Origin of the sequence: Glacieibacterium frigidum (assembly GCF_007097155.1) — a bacterium.
Classification (GTDB): domain Bacteria; phylum Pseudomonadota; class Alphaproteobacteria; order Sphingomonadales; family Sphingomonadaceae; genus Glacieibacterium; species Glacieibacterium frigidum.
Window position 1 is genome coordinate 576,755 of sequence record NZ_VJWA01000001.1, and the last position, 13,949, is coordinate 590,703.

At 69.9% G+C, this 13,949-nt stretch carries 13 protein-coding genes; all 13 read left to right on the plus strand.

The genetic code is table 11. The annotated features are described in order from the left end of the window. Position 1 precedes the first annotated feature (1 nt). Positions 2–991, plus strand: coding sequence for a cysteine synthase A (locus tag FMM06_RS02790; protein WP_143554690.1), 990 nt, complete (start codon positions 2–4; stop codon positions 989–991). A gap of 151 nt (positions 992–1,142) precedes the next feature. Further along, positions 1,143–1,325: a hypothetical protein gene (locus FMM06_RS02795; RefSeq protein WP_185965011.1), complete on the plus strand. Its 183-nt coding sequence runs from the start codon at positions 1,143–1,145 to the stop codon at positions 1,323–1,325. Between the two features lie 239 nt (positions 1,326–1,564). Beyond that, complete coding sequence (locus tag FMM06_RS02800; protein ID WP_143554692.1) at positions 1,565–2,035, plus strand: division/cell wall cluster transcriptional repressor MraZ; 471 nt, start codon at positions 1,565–1,567, stop codon at positions 2,033–2,035. Next, positions 2,032–2,955 (plus strand): 16S rRNA (cytosine(1402)-N(4))-methyltransferase RsmH, encoded by a 924-nt coding sequence (rsmH, locus tag FMM06_RS02805; RefSeq protein WP_143554693.1) that lies wholly within the window; start codon positions 2,032–2,034, stop codon positions 2,953–2,955. Before FMM06_RS02800 ends, rsmH begins: the two co-directional genes overlap by 4 nt. Further along, positions 2,952–3,455: a hypothetical protein gene (locus FMM06_RS02810; RefSeq protein ID WP_143554694.1), complete on the plus strand. Its 504-nt coding sequence runs from the start codon at positions 2,952–2,954 to the stop codon at positions 3,453–3,455. Before rsmH ends, FMM06_RS02810 begins: the two co-directional genes overlap by 4 nt. Then, positions 3,452–5,218 (plus strand): peptidoglycan D,D-transpeptidase FtsI family protein, encoded by a 1,767-nt coding sequence (locus FMM06_RS02815; protein WP_235889040.1) that lies wholly within the window; start codon positions 3,452–3,454, stop codon positions 5,216–5,218. The genes FMM06_RS02810 and FMM06_RS02815 overlap by 4 nt, the downstream gene beginning before the upstream one ends. Further along, entirely contained in the window at positions 5,215–6,630 is a 1,416-nt protein-coding gene (locus FMM06_RS02820; protein WP_143554695.1) for a UDP-N-acetylmuramoyl-L-alanyl-D-glutamate--2,6-diaminopimelate ligase, read from the plus strand. The genes FMM06_RS02815 and FMM06_RS02820 overlap by 4 nt, the downstream gene beginning before the upstream one ends. Next, the gene (locus tag FMM06_RS02825; protein WP_143554696.1) at positions 6,627–7,988 is read left to right on the plus strand and encodes a UDP-N-acetylmuramoyl-tripeptide--D-alanyl-D-alanine ligase; all 1,362 of its coding nucleotides are present in this window, start codon (positions 6,627–6,629) and stop codon (positions 7,986–7,988) included. The genes FMM06_RS02820 and FMM06_RS02825 overlap by 4 nt, the downstream gene beginning before the upstream one ends. Continuing rightward, positions 7,985–9,061 carry a phospho-N-acetylmuramoyl-pentapeptide-transferase gene (mraY, locus tag FMM06_RS02830; RefSeq protein ID WP_143554697.1) on the plus strand — a complete coding sequence of 359 codons (1,077 nt, stop codon included), beginning with the start codon at positions 7,985–7,987 and terminating at the stop codon, positions 9,059–9,061. Before FMM06_RS02825 ends, mraY begins: the two co-directional genes overlap by 4 nt. Then, a complete protein-coding gene (gene murD / locus FMM06_RS02835) occupies positions 9,058–10,329 on the plus strand; it encodes a UDP-N-acetylmuramoyl-L-alanine--D-glutamate ligase (RefSeq protein ID WP_143554698.1) in 1,272 nt (423 codons plus the stop codon). Before mraY ends, murD begins: the two co-directional genes overlap by 4 nt. Next, positions 10,326–11,483, plus strand: coding sequence for a peptidoglycan glycosyltransferase FtsW (locus tag FMM06_RS02840; protein WP_143554699.1), 1,158 nt, complete (start codon positions 10,326–10,328; stop codon positions 11,481–11,483). The genes murD and FMM06_RS02840 overlap by 4 nt, the downstream gene beginning before the upstream one ends. Further along, positions 11,480–12,538 (plus strand): UDP-N-acetylglucosamine--N-acetylmuramyl-(pentapeptide) pyrophosphoryl-undecaprenol N-acetylglucosamine transferase, encoded by a 1,059-nt coding sequence (locus tag FMM06_RS02845; RefSeq protein ID WP_143554700.1) that lies wholly within the window; start codon positions 11,480–11,482, stop codon positions 12,536–12,538. Before FMM06_RS02840 ends, FMM06_RS02845 begins: the two co-directional genes overlap by 4 nt. Then, positions 12,535–13,944: a UDP-N-acetylmuramate--L-alanine ligase gene (murC, locus tag FMM06_RS02850; RefSeq protein ID WP_143554701.1), complete on the plus strand. Its 1,410-nt coding sequence runs from the start codon at positions 12,535–12,537 to the stop codon at positions 13,942–13,944. The genes FMM06_RS02845 and murC overlap by 4 nt, the downstream gene beginning before the upstream one ends. Positions 13,945–13,949: the final 5 nt, after the last annotated feature.

The following is a 13,949-nucleotide window of genomic DNA, read 5'->3' on the forward strand; positions in this document are numbered from 1 at the left end:
GATGCAAACCGCTGCAAGCATCACCGACCTGATCGGCAACACTCCGCTCGTGCGCCTGAAGGGACCGTCGGAGGCTGCCGGCGCGACGATCCTCGGCAAGTGCGAATTCATGAACCCGGGCGGGTCGGTCAAGGACCGCGCCGCGCTCGCGATCATCGAGGATGCGGAGGCGCGCGGCGTGCTGCTGCCCGGCGGCACGATCGTCGAGGGGACGGCGGGCAACACCGGCATCGGACTGGCGATGGTCGGCAATGCGCGCGGCTACCGCACGATCATCGTGATGCCCGACACCCAGTCGATCGAGAAGCAGGACTCGCTGCGTGCGCTGGGCGCCGAGCTGGTGCTCGTGCCGGCCGCCAAATACTCGTCGCCGTGCCACTACGTCCACCAGTCGCGGCGCATCGCCGAGGAGACGCCGGGCGCGGTGTGGGCGAACCAGTTCGACAACAGCGCCAACCGGCTCGCGCACATCAAGGGCACCGCGCCCGAGATCTGGGAACAGACCGGCGGGCAGATCGACGGCTTCACCTGCGCGGTCGGCACCGGCGGCACGCTGGCGGGCGTCGGCATGGGGCTGAAGGCCGCGAAGCCCGACATCTGCATCGCGCTGACCGACCCGATGGGCGCCGCACTCTACGACTGGTTCGCGCACGGCGAGCTGCGGTCGGAGGGCTCATCGGTGTCCGAGGGGATCGGGCAGAGCCGCATCACCGGCAACCTCGACGGCTTCGTCCCCGACATGCAGTTCCAGGTGCCCGACCTGGAAGCGCTGCCCTGGGTCCACCGCCTGATGGCGGAGGAGGGGCTGTGCCTCGGCCTGTCGTCGGGGATCAACGTCGCAGGCGCGGTCCGGCTGGGCCGGGCGCTTGGCCCAGACAGCGTCGTCGTGACCATCCTGTGCGACAGCGGGATGCGCTACATGTCGACGCTGTTCAATCCGGCGTGGTGCGCCGCCAAGGGCTTGCCCGCGCCCCCCTGGTTGCAGGGTTAGTCCCCGGGGGTCGACATTTATCCCCTGCGTGACTATCCTGTCACACAGAAAGCCTGGTCGCACGCCATGGGGGTGTCGCGCGAACACGGGACGGCGAGGGTCTATGCAACGCGTTCGCGCCGGTCTGACCGGACTGGCCGCTATTTTCCTGATGGTACTGATTGCCGCGGCTGGGATGAAACCCAACCGCTCGGCCGCGCCGGCCGGTACGCACGGCGAGACTTTGGCTGTGCTGGGCGTCGCGCCGGGGCCGGGCGATGCCGATCGCCGCGCCGTCGCCGAGACCAAGGCGCCGCCGCGCAAGCCGCCGGTAAAGCGACCCACAACCATTTGACAACGTGCCGCGCACGCTTCGCGCACAGAGTTATCCACATGCAGAGACAAGAGGAATGAAAGTAGAACGACCGCCTTGGTATGAAGTTTACCCACGGAAACAGCCGATTTAGAAGCTCTTTCCCAACAATTCCCATTGTTGCCCATCGCTGCCCATGATAATCGCTTGTCCACAGATGGTGGCGAGCCCGATTCCCGATGTCGTTCGGAGAGGTCCCGCTACTGGGGTGAGGGATTTCGGTGGAAGCGGGGGCTTATCTTGGTAATGCGCTGAACGCCGTCGACGCCAAGTCGCGCGTTTCCGTGCCGCCCACCTTCCGCGAACTCGCCCTGAAGCGCGCCGGCGACAGCCGTGAAATGATGGTCGGCAAGTCGAGCTTCTACGACTGCCTGATCGCCTTCGACCCCACCTATCTCAACACCTTGCGCGCCGAGATCGAAGCGCAGTTCGGCCTCGTCGCATCGCGCGAGAAGGTCGCGGCGTCGCGCCGTGCCTTCGGCAGCGCCGTGCCGCTCAAGATCGACGAGGGCCACCGCCTGACGCTCACGATCGGGCTGAAGGAAGCGGGCGGCATCGACCGCCAGGCGTTCTTCGTCGGCGTCGACGCCTATTTCGAGATCTGGGATCCGGCGCGCTACCTCGCCGATCCCGACGCCGATCCGCTGACCGCCGCCGACCTGCGGCGCGCCTTGGCGAGGGCGGCGGCATGAGCCACGTTCCCGTCCTCCTCGACGAAGTGCTCGCCGCGCTCGCGCTGGCGGAAGGGCAGACCTACGTCGACGGCACCTTCGGTGCGGGCGGCTACACGCGCGCCGCGCTGGCGACCGGCATCGGCCATGCTTACGGCTTCGACCGCGACCCCAATGCCATCCGCGATGCCTTTGCCGACGACCGCCTGACGCTGATCGAGGCGCGTTTTGCCGTGATGGACCGCGAGCTCGCCGACCGGGGCGTGACCGCGGTCGATGCCATCGCGCTCGACATCGGCGTGTCGTCGATGCAGCTCGACCAGCCCGAGCGCGGCTTTTCGTTCATGACCGACGGTCCGCTCGACATGCGCATGGGCGGCGACGGGCCGACCGCGGCCGACTTCATCAATTCGGCCGACGAGGCCGAGATTGCCGACGTGCTGTTCAACCTGGGCGACGAGCCCAAGGCGCGGCGCATCGCGCGCGCCATCGTCGCCGACCGGCCGCTGACGCGCACCGCCGAGCTGGCGCGCCTCGTGCGCAGCGTGTGCGGGCCCCAGCCGGGCGGCAAGGACCCCAGCACGCGGACCTTCCAGGCGCTGCGCATCCACGTCAACGACGAGCTAGGCGAGCTCGACGCGGGGCTCGCTGCGGCCGAGCGCCTGCTGCGCCCCGGCGGGCGGCTCGCGGTGGTCAGCTTCCACAGCCTCGAGGACCGCGCGGTGAAGAACTTCCTGCGCGAACGCTCGGGCAGCGAACCCGCCGGATCGCGCCACCTGCCGCCCGCGCAGGCCGCCCGTGCCCCCAGCTTCGCGCGGCCCGCCAAGCCGGTGCGCGCTTCCGACGCCGAAACCCGCCGCAACCCCCGCGCGCGCTCCGCCACGCTGCGCGCCGCCGTCCGCACGTCCGCCCCCGCCTGGTCCCTGGAGTACGCCGCATGATCATCAATTTCGGATCGATGGCCTCGGGCGTCGTCGCACTGGCGATGGCGCTCGGCTGCTACACCGTGTCCTTGAAGGTCTCGGGCGAGCGCAAGGCGGTCGACGACCTGCGCGCCGCGATCGCGCGCGACCAGCGCGGCATCCGCGTGCTGCAGGCCGAGCTCGCGACGCGCGCACGCACGCCCGAACTGCAGCGCTGGAACGACGAGGTGCTGGCGCTCGCCGCGCCGACCGCCGGCCAGTTCGTGCGCGATCCCGTCCAGCTGGCGAGCTTCGCCGCGCCCACCGCCCCCGTCGCCGCCGCGGCGCCCAAGCCCGATGTCAGCTACGCGCTCGCCCGCGTCCCGACGGCGCCCGCGTCGCCGGTGGTCAAGGCCGCCTATGCGCCGAAGCCCGCCGCGGCGCCCGCCCCGCGGGTCGCGCCTGCGGTCACGGCGAACCTCGACCTCGACGACAGCGTCGTCACGACCGCGTCGCTCGACCGCGTCGCCTTCCGTTGACGGGTGCCGCCGCCTCGCTGGGCCAGCGCGCCGTGCCGCCGCGCGCCGCGCCGCTCGCACTCGCGGGTCGGCGTCAGGCGGCGTTCGCGCGCGCGCGCTATCGGCTGGTCATCGGCGGCATGGTGTTTACCGCGCTGACTGCGGCGCTGGCGTTGCGCCTCGGCGATCTCGCGCTGCTTCACGAGCCGCCTGCGACGGGCAGCGCGTCGGCGCTGTCGCCGAAGCGTGGCGACATCCTCGACCGCAACGGCGTCGTGCTGGCGCGCAGCTTCGAGGCGTTCGGCGTGTCGGTCTTCCCGCAGCAGCTGGTGTCGGAGCCCGACCGGCTGGCGCATCAGCTTGCCGCGATCCTGCCCGAGCGCAGCGAGGAGCGGCTCAAGTCCGAACTCCTCCACCACGCCACCTACCGCGTCCTGTCGCGCCGCGTGCTGCCGGCGCAGGCGCAGGCGATCAACAACCTCGGCGAGCCGGCGATCGTGCTGGAGCGCGAGCCCGACCGGCTTTACCCCAACCTGTCGCTCGGCGCGCACGTGATCGGCTATACCGAAGCGGGCAAAAGACGCGCATTCGGCCGTTCGGGGCTGGAGAAAGTCTTCGACGAGAAACTGTCGGGCGAGGCGACCCGCGGCACGCCGCTGGTGCTGGCGATGGACAGCCGCGTCCAGCAGGCGCTCGCCGCCGAGTTGCGCGCCTCGATGGTCAAGCACCACGCGGTCGGCGCCGCGGGCGTCGTTCTCGATGTCCAGACGGGCGAAGTCATCGCGATGGTGTCGCTGCCCGACTTCAATCCCAACGCGCCGGGCATGGACTATGTCACGCCTGCGGACGGATCGCCCGACAACCGCTTCAACCGCACGACGCAGGGCATGTACGAGCTCGGCTCGACCTTCAAGGCGCTGACCGTCGCGATGGCGATGGACGAGGGCATCATCAAGTCGATGAGCCAGACCTTCGATGCCACCGCGCCGATCCGCATCGGCAAATTCACGATCGACGACGACAAGAGCCATCGCCTGCGCAAGTACGTCAACACGCCCGAGATCATGGTGTTCTCGTCGAACATCGGCACCGCGCGCCTCGCCTCGGCGCTGGGCGGCGAGCGCCAGCGCGACTATCTCAAGCGGCTGGGCTTCTTCGATCCGGTGCGCGTCGAACTCGGCGAGCACAGCCGCCCCTTGTACCCGGCGATCAGCAACTGGGGCGAGAGCGCGACGATGACGGTCGGCTTCGGCCACGGCTTCGCGGTGTCGCCGCTGCACCTCGCGATCGCCTATGGTGCGGTCGTCAACGGCGGCATCCTGCGCCCCGCGACAATGCTCAAGGTCGCCCCCGGCAAGGCCGTTCCCGGCACGCGTATCTTCACCGCCGAAACCTCGGCGAAGATGAACGCGCTGCTGCGTCTCGTCGTGACCAGCGGCACGGGGCGCAAGGCGAACACGCCGGGCTACCGTGTCGGTGGGAAGACCGGAACTTCGGAAAAGGTTGTCAACGGGCGCTACGTCAAGAACGCGCGCGTTGCGAGCTTCGCCGGCGCCTTCCCGATGGACAAGCCGCGCTATGTCGTGGTCGCGATGGTCGACGAGCCGAAGGGCATTCCCGAGACCTACGGCTTTGCGACTGCCGGCTGGGTCGCCGCGCCGATCATGGGCAACGTCGTCGCGCGCATCGCGCCGGTGCTGGGCGTCGCCCCCGATGTGACGCACGACGTCGACATGCGGGGTATCCTGGGCCTCGTCGAGACTGCCGGGGCCGAGCACGAATGACCCTCGACGACCTGGTCGGCGGCGGCAGCGCCGTCGTGACGGGGTTTGCGCTCGACCATCGCAAGGTCGCGCCGGGAACGATCTTCGGCGCCTTCGCCGGCGCCCGCGTCAACGGTGAGGATTTCATCCCCGCAGCCGTCGCCAATGGCGCCGTTGCGGTCGTGGCGCGGCCCGAGGCGCCGGTCGAGGGTGCGCTGCACATCGCCGATGCCGAACCGCGGCGCCGCTTCGCGGGCCTCGCGGCGCGCTTCTTCGGGCCATTTCCGCGAGTCACGGTCGCGGTCACGGGCACCAACGGCAAGACCTCGACTGCGGAGCTGACGCGCCAGCTGTGGCGGCTCGCAGGCCACGCGGCGGCCAGCATCGGGACGCTGGGCGTCACCACCGCGCACGACCAGGTGTCGACCGGGCTGACCACCCCCGATGTCGTCACCTTCCTGGCGAACATGGGCGGGCTGGCGCGCGAGGGCATTACTCACGCCAGCTTCGAGGCATCGAGCCACGGCCTGTCGCAGTATCGCACAGAGGGGCTGCCCGTCGCGGCGGCAGCCTTCACCAACCTGAGCCGCGATCACCTCGACTATCATGAGACGATGGCGGCCTATTTCGACGCCAAGCTGCGGCTGTTCACTGAGGTCGTCGATGGCGACGGAGCAGTGGTGGTGTGGGCTGACGACGGCGACCACAGCGCGCGTGTTATCGAAGTGGCGCGGGCGCGCGGTCTGCGCGTGCTGACCGTCGGCGCGGGCGGCGAGACGCTGCGCCTCGTGACGCGCACCCCGACGCAGCTTGGACAGACCTTGGTCATCGAAGCCGAAGGGCGGACACACAAGGTCGAGCTGCCGCTAATCGGCGCGTACCAGGCGGCAAACGCGCTCGTCGCGGCAGGGCTCGTCATCGCGACCGGTGGCGACACCGCCGCGACGCTCGCGCATCTCGCGCGGCTGCTCCCCGTGCGCGGGCGGCTCGAGCGCGCGGTCATCACGTCTGCCAACGTGCCCGTCTATGTCGACTATGCCCACACCCCCGACGGTCTTGTCGCGGCGCTCGCGGCGCTCCGGCCGCACGCGACGGGCCGCCTGATCGCGGTGATCGGCGCAGGCGGCGACCGCGACGTCGGCAAGCGCGCCGAGATGGGCGCGATCGCGCAGGCGCAGGCCGACCTGGTCATCGTCACCGACGACAACCCGCGCTCCGAGGATCCGGCCGCGATCCGCGCCGCCATCCTGACCGGTGCGCCGGACGCGACCGAGATCGGCGACCGCCGCTCGGCCATTGCCGCGGCGATCGCGCAGGCGCAGGCCGGCGACATCGTGCTGATCGCCGGCAAGGGGCACGAGCAGGGCCAGATCGTCGGCGACCGCGTTTTGCCCTTCGACGATGTTCAGGTCGCGCGGAGCTGCGCGGCATGAGGGCGCTGTGGACCTCCGACGAAATCGCCGCCGCGACCGGCGGCGTCGCGAGTGCGCCGTTCGACGTCGATGCGGTCAGTTTCGACAGCCGCGAAGTCATCGGCGGCGAACTGTTCGTTGCGCTTACCGGCGAGGCCGACGACGGCCACCGCTTCGTGCCACAGGCGCTGCAGCGCGGCGCGAGGGGCTTGCTGGTCAGCCAGCCGGCCGACGCACCGCACGTGCTGGTGCCCGACACGACTGCGGCGCTGAACGCTCTCGGGGCAGCCGCCCGTGCGCGCACCGATGCGACGATCGTCGGCGTAACTGGCAGCGTCGGCAAGACCGGCGTCAAGGAGGCGCTGCGCCTGTCGCTCGAACGCTTCGCGCCGGGCCGCGTCCATGCCTCGGTCAAGAGCTACAACAATCATACCGGGGTGCCGCTCAGCCTGTCGCGCATGCCCGCCGACACCCGCTTCGGCGTGTTCGAGATGGGCATGAACCACGCCGGCGAGCTGAGCGGGCTGACCGCGCTGGTCCGCCCGCACGTCGCGCTGGTGACCTGGATCGCCAGCGCCCATGCCGAATTCTTCAAGGACGAGGCCGCGATCGCCGACGCCAAGGGCGAGATCTTCGAGGGGCTCCAGCCCGGCGGCACCGCGATCATCCCCTACGACAGCGAGCACCGCGACCGCCTGCGCGGCCACGCCGCAAACGCCGCGACGATCATCACCTTCGGCGTCGGTGGCGGCGACGTGCGCGCGCTCGACTATGCGCTGCTACCCGACTGCACGACGGTGACGGCCGACGTGATGGGCGAGCGGCTGGTGTTCAAGATCGGCATGGCGGGCCGCCACTGGCTGGGGAATGCGCTCGGCGTGCTCGCGGGCGTCAAGGCGTGCGGCGGCGACCTCGCGCTGGCGGGATTGGCGCTCGCCGAACTCAATGGCCTGCCGGGGCGCGGGCAGCGCTTCCGCACCGCCGGCCGCGCGGTGGTGATCGACGAAAGCTACAACGCCAACCCCGCGTCGATGGCTGCGGCACTCGGCGTGCTGGGCGGCGTGACGCCCGAGCGGCAGGGGCGGCGTCTGGCGCTGCTCGGCGAGATGCGCGAACTGGGCGACAAGTCGGCGGACTTCCACGCGGGCCTCGCCGATGCCGTGGTCGCCGCGGGCGTGACGCGCGTCGTGCTGGTCGGACGTGCGATGGCGCCGCTGGCGGACGCGCTGAAGCGCCGGATCGGCGTGCGCCATCTCGACAATGCGGGCGAGGTCGGCGATGCGCTCGATCTCGCTGCCGACGACGTGCTGCTGGTCAAGGGCTCCAACGGGGTCGGGCTGGGGGCGGTCGTCGCCGCCCTCCGCGAGGACGCCGCATGATCTACGCACTTGCCCAGTATTTCGAGTTCGAGGGCCTGTGGAACCTGTTCCGCTACATCACCTTCCGCTCGGCCGCCGCGGTGATTACCGCGCTCGCGATCGCGCTGCTGATCGGGCCGCGCTTCATTGCGCTGCTGCGGCAGAAGCAGGGTAAGGGCGGCCAGCCGATCCGCGCCGACGGCCCGGCGTCGCACCTGCTGACCAAGCGCGGCACGCCGACGATGGGCGGGCTGATGATCCTCATCGCGCTGACGCTGTCGACCCTGGTCTGGATGGACTTCTCGAACGGCTTCACCTGGGTTTGCCTGTTCGTGACGCTGGGCTTCGGCGCGATCGGGTTCATGGACGACTACGACAAGGTCACGAAGCAGAGCCACAAGGGCGTGTCGGGCAAGGTCCGCCTGCTGATCGAGTTCTTCGTCGCAGGGCTCGCGGTGACGTGGATCGCCAGCCGCACGGGCACCACGCTCTATCTGCCGCTGCTCAAGGACACGGGGCTGGCGCTCGGCTTCGCGTACATCGCCTTCGGGGCGTTCATCATCGCCGGCTTCGGCAATGCGGTGAACCTGACCGACGGCCTCGACGGGCTGGCGACGATGCCGGTGGTGATCGCCGCGCTGACCTTCGGGATCATCGCGTATCTCGTCGGCAACCTCCGCTTTTCGGACTATCTCGGTGTCCATCACGTGCCTGGGTCGGGCGAGCTGGCGGTGTTCACGGCGGCGACGATCGGCGCGTGCCTGGGCTTCCTCTGGTATAATGCCCCGCCGGCGGCGGTGTTCATGGGCGACACCGGCAGCCTCGCGCTGGGCGGCGCGCTCGGCACCGTCGCGGTGGTGACCAATCACGAGATCGTGCTGCTGCTCGTCGGTGGCCTGTTCGTGCTGGAAACGGTCAGCGTCATCGTCCAGGTCGTCAGCTTCAAGACCACCGGCAAGCGCGTCTTCAAGATGGCGCCGCTGCACCATCATTTCGAGCATCTCGGCTGGTCGGAATCGACCGTGGTGATCCGCTTCTGGATCGTCTCGATCGTCCTCGCGCTGGCCGGCCTCGCGACGTTGAAGCTGCGGTGATCGTCAGCGCGGCCTGGGCAGGGAAGACCTACGGCGTCTACGGCTTGGCGCGCACGGGGCGCTCGGTCGTCGATGCGCTGACCGCGAGCGGGGCGACGGTCCATGCCTGGGACGATGGCGAGGCCGCCCGCGCCGCCTGGGGCGGTGCGCTGACCGACCTGCACGCCTTCGACCTGGGTACGCTCGATGTATTGGTCGTCTCACCCGGCGTGCCGCATTCCGCCCCGCTGTTCGTCGCCGCAAGCGCGGCGGGCATACCGGTGATCGGCGATATCGAGCTGTTCGCGCAGGCCCGCGACGGGCTGCCCGCGCACAAGGTCGTTGGCATCACCGGGACCAATGGCAAATCGACGACTACGGCGCTTATCCACCACATCCTCGCGTCGGCGGGCGTCCCGGCGCGTATGGGCGGAAACATCGGCTTGCCGATCCTTTCGCAGGAGCCGCTGGCCGAGGGCGGCGTCTATGTCCTCGAACTGTCGAGCTTCCAGATCGAGATCACCCACAGCCTCGATTGCGAGGTTGCGGTGCTGCTCAACATCACCCCCGACCACCTCGACCGCCACGGCAGCGTCGCCGCCTATGCCGCCGCCAAAGCGGGGCTGTTCGAGATGCAGGGTCCGGGCCAGGTTGCGATCATCGACCGCGCCGCGGAGGAAGAGTTCGGCACGCTCGACGAGGCCGAGGCGCCCGTCGTCGAGTTCATCGACGATGTCGTGATCGGCGACCAGTCGGCCTGGCCCACGCTGCAGGGCCCGCACAACGCGCAGAACGCCGCTGCAGCGACCGCGGTGGCGCGCGCTCTCGGGCTCGACGACGCCGCGATCGAGACCGGCCTGCGCAGCTACCCCGGGCTTCCCCATCGCATGGAACGCGTCGCCGAGCGTGGCGGCGTGCTGTTCGTCAACGACAGCAAGGCGACCAACCCCACCAGCACCGCCCCGGCGCTCGCGGCCTACCCGAGCATCCACTGGATCGCCGGGGGCCTCGCCAAGACCGACGATCTCGATGCCTGCCTGCCGCACATCGCGCACGTCCGCGCCGCCTATCTGATCGGTGACGCGGCACCGCTGTTCGGACGGCTGCTGGAAGGCCACACGAACGTCACGCAGGCGGGCACGCTCGACCGCGCCGTCACGCTCGCCGCCGCCGCCGCGCACGCAGGCGACACCGTGCTGCTCAGCCCGGCGTGCGCGTCGTACGATCAGTTCAAGGACTATGAGGCACGCGGCGCCGCGTTTCGCGCTGCGGTGGGGGGGCTGGCATGAACGCGCTGTCACGCAACGACAAGACCGCGGTCGGCCGCTGGTTCTGGACGATCGACAAGCTGCTTCTCGGCCTCGTCCTGCTGCTCATCGGCATCGGCATCCTCGCGGTCGCCGCCGCGTCGCCCGCCGCCGCGCACCGCTATTCGGGGTCGGGCACCAGCATCGACGAGCTGCATTACCTCAAGCGCCAGATCATGTGGGTGCTGGCTGGCGTGCCGCTGATGCTCGGCGTGTCGATGCTGTCGATCGCCTGGGCGAAGCGCGTCGCCATCGGGCTGACGATCGCCTTCCTCTTCGCGCTGTTCCTCGTACCGTTCTTCGGGTTCGAAACGAATGGCGCCGTGCGCTGGATCCAGCTGCCGGGGTTCCAGTTCCAGCCGTCGGAGTTTCTGAAGCCCGTCTTCATCGTCACCTCGGCCTGGCTGCTCAGCGTACGCTTCGACGACAAGTCGATGCCGACGATGCAGCTGTCGTTCGGACTGCTCGTCATCGTCGCGTCGCTGCTGGTGAAGCAGCCCGACATTGGTCAGACCGCGCTGTTCGCCGCAGTCTGGCTGGTCCAGGCGAGCCTTGCCGGCATGAGCGTCGCGATCGTCGGTGGCGCCATCGCCGCGGGCGCGGCGGGCCTCGCGACCGCCTATGCCTTCGTGCCGCACGTCACCAGCCGCATCGACCGCTTCATCCAGGGCACGGGTGATACGTACCAGATCGACCGCGCGCTCGACTGCTTCAAGGCGGGCGGCCTGTTCGGCGCCGGGCCCGGCGAGGGCGTCATGAAGTTCAAGCTGCCCGAGGCGCAGACCGATTACATTTTCGCGGTGATCGGCGAGGAGTTCGGCGCGATCGCCTGCATCGCGCTCGCGGTCCTCTACCTCGGCATCGTGCTGCGCGTGCTGCTCCAGCTGCTCGATGAGGAGGAGCCATTCGTGTTCCTCGCCGCCGCCGGCCTTGCGACGCAGTTCGGGCTGCAGGCGGCGATCAACATGTCGGTCAACCTCAACCTGATGCCGTCGAAGGGCATGACGCTGCCGTTCGTCAGTCACGGCGGCTCGTCGTTCCTCGCCTTGTCGATGGGCATGGGGCTGCTGCTGGCGCTGACGCGGCGCAACCGCTTCCTGAAGTCGTCGCCCTATCTGGGGACGGCGCGCGCATGAGCCATTTCGTCGTCGCGGCGGGCGGGACGGGGGGCCATATGGTCCCGGCGTCCGTCGTCGCGCACGAACTGATCGGGCGCGGGCACCGGGTGACGCTGATGACCGACGCGCGCGGGCTGCGGTTCCCTGGCCTGTTCGACGGGGTGCCGAGCCGCATCGTCGACTCAGCGGTGCTCAGCCTCAAGCGCCCGTTGAGCGGTCTCGCTGCGATCTGGCGCGGGCGCAAGGCAGCGATCGCCTTCCTGCGTGCCGAAGGGGTGACCGGTGTCATCGGCTTCGGCGGCTACCCGTCATTGCCGCCGCTGCTCGCGGCGCGGGCGCTAGGCAAGCCGACGATCCTGCACGAACAGAACGCCGTCTTCGGGCGCACCAACCGCCTGCTGGCGCGCGGCGCGACGCTGATCGCGACGAGTTTCCAGAACACGCGGCGATTGAGCCGCACGCACGAACTGACGGGCCTGCCGGTGCGCGACGCGGTGCGCGCCATTGCCGGCACGCCGTACCCGCCGACTGACGGCGCGATCGAGCTCCTCATCGTCGGCGGAAGCCAGGGGGCGACGATCCTGTCGCGGGTGGTTCCGGCCGCCGTGGCCTTGCTGCCCGGCGAGGTCAGGACGCGGCTGCATGTCGTCCAGCAGGCGCGGACCGAGGATGTCGAAATTGTCCGGACAAGTTATGCCGAGGCCGGGGTTGCGGCGCACGTCGACAGCTATTTCGCCGACCTGCCCGCACGCCTCGCCGCCGCCCATCTGGTGATCTCGCGGTCGGGCGCCTCGACGATGGCCGAGCTGGCGGTCGCGGGACGACCGGCGATCCTCGTGCCCTTCGCCGCCGCGATGGACGACCACCAGACCGCGAATGCCGAGGAGTTTGCCCGTGCCGGCGGTGGCCCCGTGCTGAGCGAGGCCGCGTTCACTCCGCCTGCGCTCGCCGAAGCGATTATTTCGCTGCTGACCGTGCCGGGGGCGCTGCAAAACGCCGCGGCTGCCGCTAAGAGCGTCGGTCGCCCCGACGCCGGGGCCCGCCTCGCCACTCTCGCCATCGGACTGACATGACCGGCCTCGCGATCAATATCGGCACGATCCACTTCGTCGGCATCGGCGGCATCGGCATGTCGGGCATCGCCGAGGTGATGAAGAACCTCGGCTACACCGTGCAGGGCAGCGACGTGGCGGAAGGCTATGTCGTCCAGGGCCTGCGCGACAAGGGCATTGACGTGATGATCGGCCAGTCCGCCGACAATCTGAAGGACGCCGCCGTCGTCGTCACCTCGACCGCGATCAAGCGAACCAACCCCGAGGTCGTCGCGGCGCTCGAACGCCGCATCCCCGTCGTCCGCCGCGCCGAGATGCTGGCCGAGCTGATGCGCCTGAAGTCGACGGTCGCGGTCGCCGGCACGCACGGCAAGACGACCACCACCTCGATGATCGCAGCCCTCCTCGATGCCGGCGGGCTTGACCCCACGGTGATCAATGGCGGGATCATCAACACCTATGGGTCGAACGCGCGGCTCGGCGCGGGCGACTGGATGGTCGTCGAGGCGGACGAGAGCGACGGCTCCTTTCTGCGGCTCGGCGGCACGATCGGCGTCGTCACCAACATCGACCCCGAGCATCTCGACCATTGGAAGACCTTCGACGCGATCCGCGACGGGTTCGCCACCTTCATCGAGCACGTGCCCTTCTACGGCGCGGGCGTGCTGTGCATCGACCATCCCGAAGTCCAGGCGCTGCTGCCGCGTGTCCAGGACCGGCGGCTGGTGACCTACGGCTTCTCGGCCCAGGCCGACGTGCGCGGCGAGAATGTCGTGCCCGTGCCCGGCGGCAACCGCTTTGACGTCATGGTCCGCGACCGGCTGGGGGGCGAGCGCCGTATCGACGGCCTCGTGCTGCCGATGCCCGGCCGCCACAACGTCCAGAACGCGCTTGCCGCGGTCGCGGTAGCGCTCGAACTCGGCCTGAGCGACGAGGCGATCATGCGCGGCTTCGCCGGCTTCGGCGGGGTCAAGCGGCGCTTCACCAAGGTCGGCGAGGTCGACGGCGTGACCGTCATCGACGACTACGGCCACCACCCGGTCGAGATCCGCGCCGTCCTCGCCGCCGCCCGCGAAGGCGCGCAGGGCAGGGTGCTCGCGGTCGTCCAGCCGCACCGCTTCACGCGCCTGCGCGACCTGATGGCGGACTTCCAGACGGCGTTCAACGACGCCGACGGCGTGTGGGTCGCGCCGGTCTACACTGCGGGCGAAGCGCCGATAGACGGCGTCGATGCCGAGGCACTCGCGAGCGGATTGAAGCGCGCCGGCCACCGCCTCGTCGCGGTTACCGACAGCGCCGACATGCTCGCCGAGCAGCTCGCCGCCGAAGCGCGCCCGGGCGACATGGTCGTGTGCCTCGGCGCGGGCGATATCACGAAATGGGCGGCGGGCCTCGCCGACGGCATCCGGGCAGCGCGCGCGACGTGAGCGCT